The organism is Peribacillus sp. AS_2, assembly GCF_026891895.1.
Lineage (GTDB): Bacteria > Bacillota > Bacilli > Bacillales > DSM-1321 > Peribacillus > Peribacillus frigoritolerans.
In genome coordinates this window covers 208,092-224,563 of record NZ_JAPTGA010000002.1, presented here as the reverse complement: position 1 = coordinate 224,563, position 16,472 = coordinate 208,092, and the positions used below count along the sequence as shown (strand labels likewise).

Genomic DNA, 16,472 nt, shown 5'->3' with positions numbered 1-16,472 from the left:
TCGAAGATGTGAAAGGAGTGGGACAAATGGAGGCTGGAATCATCGAAAAAAGAATTCGAAAGCCAATGTGCACCATACATATTACGATCGACCATTTTAATAAGCGAATCAGGGTTGATGATTATCTAGGGCATTTTAAAGAATGCGTGGAGGAAACCTTGAATGTGGCTAAAAGCATATCAGCAGAAAAAATCATCTTCAAGTCCCGCAAGGAAAACGTTATGGCATTGCTTGCTCAGGGCTTCCTATATGAAGGAAGCATCGATAAATTCTTTTTGGGAAGCGATTGTTTCTTCCTTGTTAAATATAACCGGAATGAAAGGCGCAATAGTGCTGAATGGGAAAGGGAAGATCAAATCCTTACCGATGTTCAGATGCTGCCGATTAAATCCGGACTGGATGAACCGCCGTCAGCCTATCAAGGCCGTAAAGCTGAAGTGGCAGATGCACTTCAGCTGGCCCAACTGTATGGGAAAGTTTTTGAGGTGTATCCCACACCGATGAATGATCCGGTATATGTGAAAAAATGCATGGAAATGGGAACGGTTTTTTATATTTATGTCCATGAAGAGAGGATCGTCAGTGCTGCTTCCGCCGAAATTAATTCCTTTTACCATAATGCAGAAATCACTGATTGTGCGACATTGCCGGAACATCGGCAGTACGGCTTGATGAAACACTTGATTTCCGCGCTTGAAGACTATCTTATTTCACACGGCATTTATTGTATCTATTCGATTGCCCGGTCGCTCTCGTTCGGCATGAATGCTGCATTGCATCAGCATGGATACTCGTACCGCGGACGTTTGGCCAATAATTGTTATATCTTTGATAAGCTGGAAGATATGAATCTTTGGGTGAAAAACTTTAGTTGAATGCTCATTTTTAGGCGGTTCATGACAAGTTTTTGGCATTTCCTCATATACATCTAGCAAGAAGGTATTGAGGAGGGATAGCTTGCCTAGTGAATTTTTTAATACAAGTGAAGTGTTGGAAGCGATATTAGAAACCATTGATGAAGGCATTCATGTGATAGATCCAAAAGGACAGACCATCTTTTATAACGAAGTGGCCGCCAATCATGATGGGATGAAAAGAAGTGAAGTGCTCGGGAAACCGTTGCTTGAAGCGTTCCCTTCTTTGAATCACAAATCATCGACGTTACTCCGGGTCATTAAATCTGAAAAACCAATCTATAACTATAGTCAATCGTATGTAAATGCTCATGGGCGTATCATTGAGACGCTAAATACTACTCTACCCATATATGTAGATGGGTTTATGATAGGTGCAATCGAGATAGCAAAGGATTATTCAAGCTTGAAGCAATTATCGGAAAGGTTAGCTGATCTGGAAAGCTCGCTCAAGACAATCAAAAGTCCTCAAAGGAAAACGACTGGGAACGGCGGATTGTATTCTTTCACTGAAATCCTGACAAGTGATAAGGGGTTTAAAAGTTTGATATCCCAAGGTAAAAAGGCTGCCCGCTCCACCTCATCGGTATTGGTTTATGGGGAAAGCGGTGTAGGAAAAGAGCTTTTTGTTCAAAGCATCCACCAGGAATCGAGCCGCAGTAATGAACCTTTCATCGCTCAAAATTGTGCGGCCTTACCAGAAAGTTTATTGGAATCGCTTCTATTCGGTACGGCAAAAGGAAGCTACACTGGTGCTGTGGAGCGACAGGGATTGTTTGAATTGGCCAACGGCGGAACCTTGTTTTTGGATGAATTGCAATCGATGCCGATTGACTTGCAGGCAAAGCTTCTGCGCGTGCTTGAAGATGGGTTCATCAGGAGGATAGGTGGCACAAAAAGTGTACAGGTGAATGTCAGGATCATGGCAGCGATGAATATTGATCCGAAAAAGGCCGTATCGGAAAATAGGCTAAGGCCGGATTTATTTTATCGATTGAACGTATTGAGCTACGAGCTGCCTCCGCTAAGGGAGCGGATTGATGATATAGAGCTTCTTTCTGAACATTTCATATCAATATTTAACAGTAAATTAGGACTGTCCATAAAAGGCATGGATGAAAAGACAAAGGATTTTTTTCGGAAATATGACTGGCCTGGAAATGTAAGGGAACTTAAACATACGATAGAATTCATGATGAACCATACGGAGAAGGATGTATTGAATCTTGAAGATCTGCCCCAGTTTTTAAAGAAGCGCAACCCATCCGAAAAAATACTTCCGCTTCGTGAGGCCATGATTGAGATGGAAACAAAATTGATTACCGAGGCCCTTCTTCAAACGAACGGTAACGTTTTCCAAGCATCGAAGCTATTGCAAATTCCAAGACAGACCTTGCAATATAAAATAAAAAAACATATTTGATGGAAAAAATCCGGATGCAGCCTGCAGTCCGGTTTTTTTTATGGGCATTCGAATTTTTGGGTCATTTTGGCATCCTTCTTGCATTTAATACTACTATCATAACTCAGGAGGTATAACCATGTTATTTGACTTATATAAGCCAGACCGCAATTGGAAAGATATAGAGCTATGGAAAGATGTAACCGAAGAACAATGGAACAACTGGCTTTGGCAGCTTACAAATACGATCCGAACAGTTGATGATTTGAAAAAAGTGATAAACCTGACTCCGGATGAAGAGGAAGGCGTGAGGATTTCCACGAAAACCATTCCATTGAATATCACCCCATACTATGCTTCGTTAATGAATAAAGATGACCCAAGGTGTCCAATCAGAATGCAATCGGTCCCAATCTCGGAAGAAATGCATAAAACCAAATATGACATGGAAGACCCCCTGCATGAGGATGAGGACTCCCCTGTACCGGGATTGACCCATAGATATCCGGATCGCGTTCTTTTTTTGGTGACGAATCAATGTTCCATGTACTGCCGTTATTGTACGCGAAGACGTTTTTCAGGCCAAATTGGCATGGGCGTGCCAAAAAAACAATTGGACGCAGCAATCGGTTATATACGTGACACACCGGCAGTTCGGGATGTCCTTATTTCCGGCGGGGACGGATTATTGATCAATGACACGATCCTTGAATATATCCTCAAAAACTTAAGGGAAATTCCTCATGTTGAAATAATCAGGATAGGTACACGGGCACCGGTTGTTTTTCCTCAAAGAATCACTGAAAATTTATGTGCCATTTTAAAAAAATATCACCCGGTTTGGCTGAATACACATTTCAATACCTCGATAGAAATTACCGAAGAGTCAAAGAAAGCATGTGAGATGCTTGCCGATGCGGGTGTACCTGTAGGCAACCAGGCAGTTATTTTAGCGGGGATAAATGACAGTGTCGCAATCATGAAAAAGCTGATGCATGATCTTGTTAAGATCCGTGTCCGCCCTTACTATATCTATCAGTGCGACCTCTCGGAAGGAATCGGTCATTTCAGGGCACCCATTTCAAAAGGAATTGAAATCATCGAAGGGCTCCGGGGACATACATCCGGGTATGCAGTGCCTACCTTCGTCGTCGATGCTCCAGGAGGGGGAGGGAAAATCACCCTGCAGCCGAATTATATCCTTTCACAATCTCCAACAAAAACGGTGCTGCGCAATTTTGAAGGTGTGATAACCACATATCCTGAACCTGAGCAATATACACCAGGACTTGCAGATGATTATTTCAAAGGGGTATATCCTGATATGGAAGAAAAACAGTCAGATATAGGTTTATCCGGTTTAATGAACGACAAGCAATTCAATTTAGTGCCTGAAGGGCTGAAGCGAATGAACCGACGGGAAAATTACGTGACCAACCCAGAGCATGCTTCATTGAAGAACAAACGTGAAAAGCGAGATTTGTTAAAAGAAAAGAAATTCCAGGCACAGCAAAAAAAGAGCACTCCTAAGGGGGATGAATAGCATGGAGACGTGTCCATGGTGTGAGGTCGGAACATTACAATCGGTAACCGATACAGTGTTTTGGGAGTTGCCAGATGGATCGAGAGCGGTTGAAATTGATGAAACGCCATCGTTCTATTGTGATAATTGCCATGCGCTATTTCAGAGTGATGAAACGACTAAAGAGATTGAAGACCAGCTGTTTTTAATTGATACGAAAGAGTTAGGGAAACAGACGACGTATGACGAGTTATTGAAGATGAAGCGGTTGTTAAAGCGGAATTATTTTGATTTTGGGAAATGAAAAATAATTAGAAGTTGCCTCATCATCTACTTTTTTGGTGAGGTTTTTCTGTGCGCCCGTCGGTGCGGTCTAAGGGTGCACATCTCGAACAGTGAAGGCATTATTAGCGGTTGCTTTCCGTAGTGACGCGGAATTCTGAAGGAAGCAAGCGGTATATTGAGATATATTATTTTGGAGGCCTCTTTGGGGAGGTCTTTTTAAATTTCTTCAAAGGGTATTAGGGTAGATGAAAAAGCACTGTTACTTTTCAAAATACGAAGAGCAGAAATAATAATGAAAGACCAATCGTACAAAATTAAAATCCCTGCGGCTGTTGTAAAGGAAAGGAAAATTGAAGGGCCTGTTATTTTATATCAATGGCCGGTACAAGAAAAAATCCAGTACCAATAGTGCAGCCAACCCCAATCAAGGACAATTGCAACCATTTTAAATCTTCATCTTCACTCCCGTACTTTGACCACTAGGAATAAAAAAATCCATGCAGTATCTCCTCCTCACATATTCAAATTTCTTTTCAAAGCAAGTAGGTATTTAGATTACCTGTTTCTCTGAACATTCCCCAAATGAATTCATATATATATCCCGCCTATAAGCATGATTGTGAGAAATTACCATTCTTAATAAGCATTTTTTGGGATAACTTCATTTTTTGTGGATAACTTAGAAATGAATCTTAAAAGAAAGGGTACATATATGAAAATAAAATGGGTTACATTAGCTATTCTTTCTACCATCGTCAATGTGCTTTCTGGCTGTGAATCATTAGCGGTCTTAGACCCTAAAGGACCTCAAGCCCAAACGCAGGCCAATGTGATTTGGCTATCAATTGCGATCATGGCGGTTATTGTTATAGTTGTTTGTGCTATTTTAGTCTTTGTGTTAACGAAATACCGTGACTCTAAACTACCTAAAGATTATGAACCGCCCTACATTGAAGGGAATCATGTTGTTGAAACGATTATTGTTGGGGTGCCAATTTTAATCGTCATTTTCTTCTCCGTTGTTTCTGTAATTTCCAACAATAAAGTGGAAGCCACTCCGGAAGGGTACAAGGGTCAAGATCCATTAGTTATTTACGCTTCATCATCAGACTGGAAGTGGCATTTTAGTTATCCAGAAAACGATATCGAGACAGTTAACTACTTGTATATTCCAACAAATCGACCACTTGAATTTAAACTTTATTCATTCGGGCCTATCACGAGTTTCTGGATTCCACAACTTGGCGGTCAAAAATATGCCATGTCTAACATGGTGACCACATTACACTTAGCAGCGGACGAATCAGGGGAAATGATGGGACGAAATGCAAACTTTAGTGGGAAAGGATTCGCTGAAAATATGTTCCACGTCGAAGCGATGTCTCAAGATAAGTTTGATGAATGGGTAAAGGAAGTTAAAGAAACTGCGAAACCCATTACTGAAGTAAGATTCAATGAATTATTAAAACCGGGTCATGAAGGACAGTTAACGTTTACTGGAACTCATTTAGACTTCTCACCAGCTCCAGAAGGTGAAAATGCTGGACATCAACATGGCTCAAGTGACTCTAACGCGAATTCAAAAGGCGAACATATGGAACATGATCATAAGTCAAGTAATAGTAAAGAAAAATCAGTACACAATCATGAATAATTTCTTAGTCTATCTCGAGAAAAATATTTTCAGAAAGGAAACACAAAAGTATGGGTTTTTTCTCTAGATTTCTTATACCTAATCCTAGTCCCGTCATTTACTCATCAATGGTGGCCATTGGTGTTACTGTTCTCTTGATCATTGTTGGTTTAACCCACTTTAAAAAATGGTTTTTTTTATGGAGTGGCTGGCTAACAACCGTCGATCATAAAAGAATAGGTATTATGTATCTAATATCTGCTTTGCTAATGCTATTTCGTGGCGGGGTAGATGCTGTGATGATGCGTGCGCAACTTGCCGTACCGGATAACAAATTATTAGATTCACAGCACTATAATGAAATTTTTTCAACACATGGGGTTGTGATGATTCTCTTTATGGCGATGCCGTACATTATGGCCTTAATGAATTTCGTAGTGCCATTACAAATTGGAGCCCGAGATGTAGCATTCCCACGTCTAAATGCCGTAAGTTTCTGGTTATTTTTTATGGGTGCGATGCTATTCAACATCTCTTTTGTAATTGGTGGTTCGCCTGATGCAGGGTGGACATCTTATTTCCCGCTTGCAGGTAATGAATTTAGCCCGCATGTTGGAACGAATTATTATATGATTGGTATTCAGATAGCCGGAATAGGTACATTAATGACGGGGATTAACTTTTTGACGACTATTCTTAAAATGAGAGCACCCGGTATGACATTAATGAAAATGCCAATGTTTACATGGTCTGCTTTAGTCACAAGCGTTATTATCATTTTCGCATTCCCTGTATTAACAGTGGCGCTGATCATGGGAACAATGGATCGACTATTCGCAACCAAGTTTTTCACAATGACTGATGGCGGTATGGATATGCTTTGGGCTAACCTGTTCTGGGTTTGGGGACATCCTGAAGTTTATATCTTAATTTTGCCTGCATTTGGTCTTTTTAGTGAGATTATCCCAACCTTTTCACGACGTAACCTATATGGATATCGATCAATGGTTGCTTCAATGGTATTTATCTCTATATATTCATTCTTCGTTTGGACGCACCATTTCTTTACAATGGGGCAAGCAGCATATGTTAATAGTATTTTCTCGATTACAACGATGGTAATCGCTATCCCGACTGGAATCAAGATCTTTAACTGGTTGTTCACGATGTGGAAAGGCAGAATCAGATTTACCGTACCTATGCTTTATTCAATAGGTTTCATACCTCTTTTCACAATCGGTGGAGTTACCGGGGTTATGCTTGCGATGTCAGCGGCGGATTATCAATACCATAATACAATGTTTTTAGTAGCTCACTTCCACAATGTCATTATTCCGGGTGTAGTATTTGCTGTGCTTGGTGCCGGAACTTACTACTGGCCGAAAATGTTTGGTTTCATGTTGAATGAAAGGATTGGGAAATGGGCGTTCTGGTTTCTAACCATTGGTTTTTGCTTAGCATTCTTCCCTATGTATATTACGGGTTTAGATGGCCAAGCACGTCGTATGTACACATACTCTGAATCGACTGGATTTGGACCATTGAATATGATTTCGTTTATCGGGGCAGCTTTAATGGCAATCAGCTTTGTATTAATCGTATATACGATTTACTATAGCATTCGCCATGCTCCAAGAGATGTTAGTGATGATCCGTGGGATGCACGTTCCCTTGAATGGGCTACTCATAATCCAGTACCAGAATATAACTTTGCTATTATTCCACAAGTGAACTCAAGGGAAACGTTTTGGGATGCTAAATATAATGGTCATGAATTATTCAAGGGTGACTATGAAAAAATTCATATGCCCAATAACAGCGGGGGACCGTTTATCCTGTCCTGTATCTTCTTTGTCTTTGGATTTGCGTTAGTATTCAGCATATGGTTTCTTGCGATTATTGGGTTAATCGGTATCTTTGTTTGCATGGCTCATCGTTCATTCGAAATTGATCATGGGCATTACATTTCTGTAGAAGAAATTAAAGAGACAGAAGCAAAATTCGGAGGTGTTAATAAATGGAAATAGATCACTCGCAACCTCTTGAATATAGTACAGAACAAAATCGTCTAAATATTTTAGGCTTCTGGATTTTCCTTGGAGCCGAAATTATGCTTTTTGCAACACTCTTTGCATCATATTTTACATTAGTTGATCGTACGGGTAATGGACCTGCAGGAGCAGAATTATTTGAAATCACTCCAGTACTTGCTGAAACATTCTTGCTCTTAACAAGCAGTTTTGTCATCGGGCTTGGAATTCATGCCATGCGAATTGGCAACAAGAAAGCTATGTTGACTTTTTTCGTAATCACTCTCCTTCTTGGATTAGGATTTATAGGATTTGAAATTACTGAGTTCATTACCTATTATCGCGAAGGAGCTACACTGCAAACTAGTGCATTTACATCGATGCTTTTTACAACATTAGGGACACATGGAGCACATGTTACATTAGGGCTTTTCTGGGGGTTATTTATTATCCTTCAAGTGAAAAAACGCGGGTTGACACCTGAAACAGCCAATAAATCTTTCATTTTCTCTCTTTACTGGCATTTCTTAGATATCGTTTGGATCTTCATCTTCACCTTTATCTACATGAAAGGGATGACATGAACATGAAGGAATTATTCCCGGCTAAGCAAGTATGGGGTTTTGTATTTTCATTGATTTTGACGTTTGTAGCTATTTTGGTTTACTTCTTCAATATGTCAAAAGCAACAGGCATGACGATTTTTATATTGACAGCATTCATACAAGCAGCTGTTCAACTAGTTGTGTTTATGCATGCTCGTGAAACTGATGATAGCAAATCAATTTTTATGACATTATATTGCGCTATATTCCTAGCTCTAATTACTGTCTTCGGTACAATACTATGTATGATCTGGGGTTGGAGTTATTGATATGATACAGCTTGGGAACAGAAGGCGTATGATGAGTAATTGAAGTTGAAATAGGGACAATGAGCTATAAATAGGGAAAAGCTTATAAAGCCCTATCACAATATAACTGCTGATAAATTCCAATTTTAAAAAGACCTTCATTTAAGGGATACGGCTATTGAAATTCCCTTTTAAGGTTAGCCACTGATCGTGCGGATTCAGATAGCCATCCAAAAAAAATGTTTTATAAACTAAAAGTAATAGCAAGGTGTTTGATGGCTGGGAAGAGTACCAAAAAGAAATTCCCTATTTCTCCAGATGCAATGAAAGCATATCATTATCAAGAACTTCAGCGTGAAAATCCTACTCGTGAGTAATATGTTCTTCATACTATTCGTAAGAGGTGTAAGGCGATAGTGAAAAGACTGGATTTTTTACAGCAAACAAAAGCAATAAATTGTTCCATATATGAATGAATAAATCCCCTCATTTTAGACAGAACAGTGTAAACCACTATTTCTATCGATGAAGGGGATTTGATTTTTCCTTTCAGAAAACTATAGCCTGCGGGAAATTGAAGATTTTTGAAGTCATTCCGTCATCCTTCATGCGAAATGACAGACCGTGCCCCGCATGTTTATTATAGGCCGTGGGCATTGATTGATACCAGTTGAAGAACTTCGTCTCCTTTATCGAACATATTTAGAACGATATCGTTAAAAATAAAAAAATTTCCCGTTTTAAGGAAAGAGTACGATATTTTAGTGTAATTCCGTAATAAAACGAATGCGTTTTGTGTTGAAAAATCGTGGATTTCATAAAGTGAGGAAGAAAAAACCAAATTGTTTTTTAAAAAAGTGGACGGAAGCGAAAGTTTCCGATATATTAAAGCAGAAATCATAGTTATTTTAGGGGGGCTCGACATCATGAGACCATTTTATTTATATTTAATGAAATTTCGACAACCAAAGGAGATTGATGCAATCACTAAATTTGCCAATTATGCCTATGAGGATCATGGCTTCCCAAAACAATCGACTGATTATAATGAACTGAGCAGTTATTTAGAATTGAATGCAGACTATCTCGAAAGTATGTCAGTATTCGATCAAGCGTGGGAACAGTATGTCCAAATAGAAGAAGGGCTCATATTGGGAGATCAGGAATAGGGAGGATTGGAAGGATGTTAAAAAGCCTTCAAACCCGAATTTTGCTTTATTCTTTACTTATTGCAAGTGTTCCTCTTCTGATTTTGGGAATCATATCCTATGGATCACAACGCTCCCTTCTGGAGAAGGAAGCAAAAAATGCCCTGAATGCAGGTTCACTGAATATTGTAAATGAAACATACAGCTATTTGAACGAACGGATCAGTGATGTGAAGTTAATGAGTGCAAATTCTGCAATCATCAATCCTGGCCATTCAAAAGAAGAGAAGTCAGATGAACTAAAAAAGTTTATCGATGCAAAAGGAAATTATTACGGAGTTTTGCATTTGGATATGGAAGGCAATGTCATTGCAGATACATCCAATAAAATGATCGGGGATAACCTCGCGAAGAGAATATGGTTCAAAGAGGCCACGGAAGGTCATGAGTTCCTTTCAGACGTATATAAAACCCGGGCTTTCTCAGAACCGATTATAGCTCTGAGTACGCCGGTATATGATCATGCAGGGAAAATGATCGGAGTCGTGTCCACAGCTTTCCGTTTGGAAGGTCTCTGGGAGATGATGGAAAAAAAGGCTAATGAAATTAGCGATAAATACCCAGTGAACTTTTTCATGATCAACCAGGAAGGCATCATGATTTCGAAAAAAGACCCACACGGCATTATCCAGGATTCTGCCTTGAGAGAAATGGGATTAACAAAAGATAAGCTGATGGAAGCTTCGTTATCGGATGATTTGTACAGTGCAGAGAATGGGGAAAAAATATATTCCATCAAGCCTGTCCATACGATAGCCCAAACAGAGAATAAATGGTTTGTTGTTGTGGGTGCTGATAAGAAGCAGGTGTTTCAGCCTTTGAATGACCTATTGACACGGTACCTGACCATCTACAGCATCGTTTTTGTTTCTATCATTCTGGCTGTCTATTTACTAACAAAGAGCCTCGTTCGGCCAGTTCAAGAACTTGTCGAAGCGACAGAGGATTTCATAGGTGGAAAGGAATTCATCATTTCTGATAAAAGAAGCTTTGAGGAAATGGAAAAATTGAACCTTGCCTTTTTAAGAATGATGGAAACGATAGAAGATCGTGAGAAGGAAATCGTCCGTACGGAAAAATTGAAATATGTAGGCCAGCTAGCTGCCGGTGTCGCCCATGAAATCAGGAACCCATTGACGACAATAAAGGGTTTTTTCCAATTATTGAAGAGCCAGGATCATGATAAATCATTGATAGAAAAATATAGCGATGTCATGCTTCATGAAGTGGATCGGGTCAATGTATTTGTAACTCAACTTCTTGATTTGGCAAAACCGCATCAACTGGAATGGGAGAAAATCGATTTAAAGGATTTCCTTGATGAAATTATGGATACCTATACTCCCTCAATTCCGAGTTCTCATGTAAGAATAATTAATGGCATGACACAATCCGTCATTGTTTATTCAGACAGGAACCGGTTAAGGCAGGTTCTCTTGAATGTCTTGAATAATGCATGTGAAGCCATCGAAGCAAGGGGGCAGATTGAACTGAATCACGATTCCATCTCCCAATATATAAGATTAGTGATCAGTGATGATGGAAAAGGTATAAGTCCCGAGAATTTAAAAAATATCGGTATGCCCTTTTATACCACCAAACCGGATGGAAACGGATTAGGTGTAGCGACATGCATTCAGATAATGGAGGAATTAAAAGGAAAATTCCAAATTGAGAGCGTCCCCGACGAAGGAACGAAAGTGACGCTCACTATCCCCACTACGAACCGTCTCATTAAATGAGGCGGTTTTTGGCTGCAGTGCCCTTAAATAAATGGGCCGGTTAATTAGCTAAATGAGCAAAATGCCCGCTTAATTCCATTAACCTCCATGTTTGTTTGTGCATATAATTTACTAATCAAACGATAAGGACCATATTGGGGGATGTCTCTTATGGGCAAAAAAAAACAGCCGAAATTTAAATTAGGCGATACAGTCGTAATAACAATGTATGGGACAGTCGGGAATATAACCGATGTAAAATTTCTCGATGGTGCTTATGTGTATGAAGTGAACTATAGTGAAGGTCTTTATATCGAAAAAACATTGCAATCAATAAATGAATATGAAGGAGAAATCCTTTATCCGAAAGAGCAAATCGATATTGAATATAAATTTTTATTAGGTGACTTGGTCCAAGTGGATGGATATGAACAGGATTATTTCAAGATTATCGGCTATCGAACGGAAATTTGGCGCTATAAGGAAAATGCCTGGGAGGATGTAATCTATGAGTTATCAAGAATCTCTGATGGTGAATGGCTTGAAGCGCATGAAGAAGAACTGACTTTGATTGCCGATGCTAAACGTGCAGATGGAATCATTAAAAAGTTGGGTCTGCTCCTTCCTCAAAAGAAAAATGAGCTTGCTATCATTGCTAAACAAAACAACCCTGGTAAAGGTGAGCGAGAAATGACAATGACAAAAGATGAAAAAAAGGAAATGATTGATGGCCTGTTGGATTTATATAATGATTATTGTAAGCTCTACGAACATTTTGGCGATGATGAATATCGTCACATCATGAAAATCGCCCTTGCTAAAATAGAAAAGGCGGCAGAGGAAATTTATCCAGATCATAAAAAGAAGCAAACGAAGTGAAAGAAACCTATAAAGGGAAATTTCCAGATTCCCTATAGAAGTATCCATTCAAATTGAACACGAATGGAACTTGATAACGATAGACCCTTCATATGTTTTTCCATTAAGGGATGCCTTACTGGTATATTTGTCTCTACACATTCATAGACCTTTAAATAAGGGGGCGATGATTTGCGAGAAATTGAGGTTTTTATTGATACAGAAGAGATAGCGGAATTCTTTTTTCAAGAATTGATAAGACGGGGCTATCTTCCAACAGAAGCTGAAGTTGAAGATCTTGCTGACATCACATTCGAATATCTTCTTGAAAAATGCATAATTGATGAAGAAGTCGATGAGTAACCTGTCATAAGACGGTTAGCAGCTTCCTTTCCCTTAATTTTATTAACCATTAAAAAAAAGACGGCGGACCTCCGCCGTTTTGTTTGCGATTTAGGAAGGGTGCCAAAAGTCGTTTCGTGATTTCCATTTTTCAAGTTCCAGATAAGGTTCGATTTTCCTAACTTGTGGTTGATATGGTATAGTAGTTTTTGAATATCATTTCAACCACAAGTTAAGGAGGACATAGTCGTATGAGCGTACATATTGGTGCAAAAGAGAATGAAATTGCGGAAACGGTCTTACTTCCTGGGGACCCGTTGCGTGCAAAATATATTGCTGAAACATTTTTAGAGGATGCTAAACTTTATAATGAAGTTCGTAACATGTTTGGATATACAGGGACATATAAAGGAAAACGAATTTCTGTACAAGGTACAGGCATGGGTGTCCCATCCATTTCGATTTACGTGAATGAATTGATGAATAGCTATAATGTCCAGAAGTTGATTCGTGTGGGAACTGCAGGAGCGATTCAAAAAGATGTAAAAGTCAGGGATGTGATCCTTGCCATGAGTGCCTCCACCGATTCCCAAATGAACCGTATGACTTTCGGCGGGGTGGACTTTGCCCCGACCGCAGATTTCGAATTACTAAGAAAAGCTTATGACGCCGGCACGGCAAAGGGCTTGCAATTGAAGGTCGGTAATGTATTTACGGCCGATCAGTTTTATAACGATAATAGTGAATTGGAAAAATGGGCAAAATACCAAATACTTGCGATAGAAATGGAATCAGCGGCCCTTTACACGCTTGCTGCTAAATTTGGACGCCAAGCTTTATCTGTATTGACCATTTCCGATCACATTTTAACTGGTGAGGAAACGTCGGCGGATGAGCGCCAGTCAACTTTTAACGAAATGGTTGAAGTGGCATTGGAAGCAGCTATCCAGGACTGATAATTGGATATAAATGACAGGCGGGTGACCAGGAATAAGTGATGCTGTATAATGGCAGTTTGGATACAGGCTCATTTGTTCCAGGTATCCGCATTTTTGTAATATCAGGAGATGCCTGTTGTCCTTGGAGCATTCTCCATGATTTGAAGTTAATTAAAAAATACATATGGCTATAAGTTGTTATTTTTGATAACTATTATTTTTCGATTGGCATGAAAGCTGATAAAATAGGAATGAAATCGTTTATATCGTCATGAAGAATGAAAGTGGTGAGGCTTCAGTGGAAGAAGAAAATCAAAAACAGCCAAAAGAGGCAGGGAAATTCATTAAAATGAAGAAGTTTACGTTCATTATGGGGATTTTCTTAGTCATATTTCTAACTGCAGGGATTACTACAATAGCCTTGACCTTTGGAGATGAAAAAGTAGAGTCATTAGCACCGGATAAGCATGCGGAATTTGAAAAGCTGTATTCTACATACGATAAGATAAAAGATGACTATTATGAAGAGGTTGATGAAGAAAAACTTGTTGACGGCGCAATTAATGGAATGATCAAATCATTGGATGATCCCTATTCTGCTTATATGGATAAAAAGGAAGCATCGAGTTTCCATGAAAGCATCTCTTCATCTTTTGAAGGAATCGGTGCTGAGATTCAGGAGCAGGATGGACAAATCATGGTCGTCTCACCGATAAAAGGGTCCCCAGCAGAAAAAGCAGGGGTAAAACCGAATGACATCATATTAAGTGTGGACGGTAAAAGTGTTGAAGGACTCAGCTCTTCTGAAGCTGTCCTGAAAATCAGGGGCGAGAAGGGTACGAAAGTGGATCTTTCCATCTCAAGGGCTGGTGAGTCGGAACCGATTAAGCTCACCATTAAACGGGATACAATTCCGATTGAAACGGTATATGCGGAAATGCTTGATGATGGAGTTGCAAAAATTCAAGTGACCAGTTTTTCCGAACATACAGTCCAAGAGTTGAAAACGGCGCTTGAAGAAATGTCGAAGAAGGATATGAAGGGTCTCGTATTGGATTTGCGGGGAAACCCAGGAGGACTGCTTGATCAAGCAATAGAAATGGCAAGCCTGTTCATACCTAATGGGAAAGTGGTCCTTCAAGTTGAGGATCGCAGCGGGAAAAAAGATGTATATAAATCGGAGAATGATGGAGAACTGAAAATCCCGGTAGTCGTGTTGATTGATGATGGAAGTGCCAGTGCTTCTGAAATCGTTGCAGCGGCTGTCAGTGAGTCTGCGGACATTCCATTGATCGGTGTCAAGTCATTTGGGAAAGGGACAGTGCAGACTGCCCAAGACTTCAAAGATGGATCTAACTTCAAATATACGGCAGCTAAATGGTTGACTCCTGAAGGCAATTGGATTCATAAAAAAGGGATCAAGCCGGATATTAATGTGAAGCTTCCTGATTATGCCAGCCTTCCGTACATTTCGCCTGATAAGGAATTGAAAGCATCCGATTCTTCTAGTGAAGTGAAGGCGGCTGAAGAGATGCTGAAGGAAGCAGGACATGATCCAGGTAAAATAGATGGATTCTTCGATGAAGCAACCAAGAATGCGGTCACAGCATTCCAAAGGGAACAAAAAATTAAAGAAACCGGCACCATTAAGGATGATACTACCGTGAAATTGATGCAGGTCATCCGCGAGAAAATCCTTAAAAACGACACACAAGTGAAAAAGGCTGTAGAAGTATTAAAGAAAGAAATCAATAAATGATTTTGATTGAAAAGCCTGTCAGCGGATATCGTTGGCAGGCTTTTTTTTCGTTTCATGCATAGAATTCCAAAATTAGGCAGAGAATAGGGGTAATTTTCCGATGAGGTGAGGTAATGAAAGAAAAGGTATGGTTCATATATCTATTGGTCTTGATTCTGGCAGGCTGCACCTATGCCCCTTTACCCAAACAAAAAGGAAATGAAGGTACGGAAAAAAAACTAACCAATGAAGATAACCAGGAAAACGATAAAACTTTTCTGTTAATTGGTGTTGACACAAGGGGAGAGCAAAAATCTCGATCAGATGCGATTATCCTTGCAAAATACTTTCCTGAGCAGGAGAAACTGAAGCTGGCTTCCATTATGCGTGATAGTTATGTGAAAATCCCCGGGAATAAATCAGGATATAACAAAATAAATGCTGCTTATTATTATGGTGGGAGGGAATTGCTCAAGAAAACCATACAGGAAAACTTCGATGTCAAGATCGACCATGTAGCGGTAATCGACTTTAAGGGATTTGTGAAGATGGTGGATTTACTTGCCCCTGAGGGGGTGGCTGTGAATGTGGATCAGGAAATCATAGATGATATGAGCATCCAAGCAAGCGTCGGTAAAAATGTTTTACATGGTGAGGAAATATTGAAATATGTCCGTTTTAGACATGACGATGAAAGTGATTTTGGCAGGGTTGAACGACAACAAGAAGTAATGGTTCAATTAAAAACAGCGTTTATAAATCAAATCTCATCCTTCGAAGGGATGGCGGCCCTTCCTAGTATAATCGAACAAGGACTCTCGTACTTGGATACGGATATTGGCCTGAAAACAATAATGGAAATGGGTCCCAAAGCCGTCTTCCATACACCGGACACGGTCGAAACCTTAAGGGTTCCAGTGAAAGGAAGCTTCAAAGATGAAATATATCCCCAGTCCGGAGCCGTTTTGGAAATAGACTACACTAAAAATAAGAAGGCACTTCAGGAGTTCTTTTCAAAATAATAAGAA

Annotated in this window: 15 protein-coding genes; all 15 read left to right on the top strand. The window is 39.7% G+C overall.

Features of this window, described 5'->3' with window-relative positions:
* The first annotated feature begins 26 nt into the window (after positions 1-26).
* The 15 genes from ablB to OTG27_RS03780 all read left to right on the top strand — a co-directional run bounded on the left by ablB (position 27) and on the right by OTG27_RS03780 (position 16,466).
* Positions 27-875, top strand: a complete 849-nt coding sequence (gene ablB / locus OTG27_RS03850) for a putative beta-lysine N-acetyltransferase (protein WP_268936268.1) — start codon at positions 27-29, stop codon at positions 873-875.
* A gap of 82 nt (positions 876-957) precedes the next feature.
* Complete coding sequence (locus OTG27_RS03845) at positions 958-2,337, top strand: sigma-54 interaction domain-containing protein (RefSeq protein ID WP_268936267.1); 1,380 nt, start codon at positions 958-960, stop codon at positions 2,335-2,337.
* 118 nt (positions 2,338-2,455) lie between these two features.
* A complete protein-coding gene (gene kamA / locus OTG27_RS03840) occupies positions 2,456-3,859 on the top strand; it encodes a lysine 2,3-aminomutase (RefSeq protein WP_268936266.1) in 1,404 nt (467 codons plus the stop codon).
* Between the two features lies 1 nt (position 3,860).
* A complete protein-coding gene (locus OTG27_RS03835) occupies positions 3,861-4,142 on the top strand; it encodes a YokU family protein (RefSeq protein WP_063575878.1) in 282 nt (93 codons plus the stop codon).
* Between the two features lie 693 nt (positions 4,143-4,835).
* The gene (qoxA, locus tag OTG27_RS03830; RefSeq protein ID WP_268936265.1) at positions 4,836-5,777 is read left to right on the top strand and encodes a cytochrome aa3 quinol oxidase subunit II; all 942 of its coding nucleotides are present in this window, start codon (positions 4,836-4,838) and stop codon (positions 5,775-5,777) included.
* A gap of 50 nt (positions 5,778-5,827) precedes the next feature.
* The gene (gene qoxB / locus OTG27_RS03825; RefSeq protein WP_268936264.1) at positions 5,828-7,783 is read left to right on the top strand and encodes a cytochrome aa3 quinol oxidase subunit I; all 1,956 of its coding nucleotides are present in this window, start codon (positions 5,828-5,830) and stop codon (positions 7,781-7,783) included.
* Positions 7,774-8,370 (top strand): cytochrome aa3 quinol oxidase subunit III, encoded by a 597-nt coding sequence (gene qoxC / locus OTG27_RS03820; RefSeq protein ID WP_063575880.1) that lies wholly within the window; start codon positions 7,774-7,776, stop codon positions 8,368-8,370. Before qoxB ends, qoxC begins: the two co-directional genes overlap by 10 nt.
* Before the next feature lie 2 nt (positions 8,371-8,372).
* A complete protein-coding gene (gene qoxD / locus OTG27_RS03815) occupies positions 8,373-8,660 on the top strand; it encodes a cytochrome aa3 quinol oxidase subunit IV (protein WP_057277337.1) in 288 nt (95 codons plus the stop codon).
* Between the two features lie 905 nt (positions 8,661-9,565).
* Positions 9,566-9,808, top strand: a complete 243-nt coding sequence (locus OTG27_RS03810) for a YozE family protein (protein WP_034307512.1) — start codon at positions 9,566-9,568, stop codon at positions 9,806-9,808.
* A gap of 14 nt (positions 9,809-9,822) precedes the next feature.
* Positions 9,823-11,589 carry an ATP-binding protein gene (locus tag OTG27_RS03805; protein ID WP_268936263.1) on the top strand — a complete coding sequence of 589 codons (1,767 nt, stop codon included), beginning with the start codon at positions 9,823-9,825 and terminating at the stop codon, positions 11,587-11,589.
* A 150-nt stretch (positions 11,590-11,739) separates the two neighbouring features.
* Positions 11,740-12,447, top strand: coding sequence for a hypothetical protein (locus OTG27_RS03800; RefSeq protein WP_034307510.1), 708 nt, complete (start codon positions 11,740-11,742; stop codon positions 12,445-12,447).
* Between the two features lie 171 nt (positions 12,448-12,618).
* The gene (locus OTG27_RS03795) at positions 12,619-12,789 is read left to right on the top strand and encodes a YozD family protein (protein WP_064505166.1); all 171 of its coding nucleotides are present in this window, start codon (positions 12,619-12,621) and stop codon (positions 12,787-12,789) included.
* 230 nt (positions 12,790-13,019) lie between these two features.
* On the top strand, positions 13,020-13,724 hold the full coding sequence (deoD, locus tag OTG27_RS03790) for a purine-nucleoside phosphorylase (RefSeq protein ID WP_034307509.1): 705 nt from the start codon (positions 13,020-13,022) through the stop codon (positions 13,722-13,724).
* 280 nt (positions 13,725-14,004) lie between these two features.
* Positions 14,005-15,465 carry a lmo1851 family serine protease gene (locus OTG27_RS03785; protein ID WP_268936262.1) on the top strand — a complete coding sequence of 487 codons (1,461 nt, stop codon included), beginning with the start codon at positions 14,005-14,007 and terminating at the stop codon, positions 15,463-15,465.
* Positions 15,466-15,578: 113 nt separating this feature from the next.
* A complete protein-coding gene (locus OTG27_RS03780) occupies positions 15,579-16,466 on the top strand; it encodes an LCP family protein (RefSeq protein ID WP_268936261.1) in 888 nt (295 codons plus the stop codon).
* The last annotated feature ends 6 nt before the right edge of the window (positions 16,467-16,472 follow it).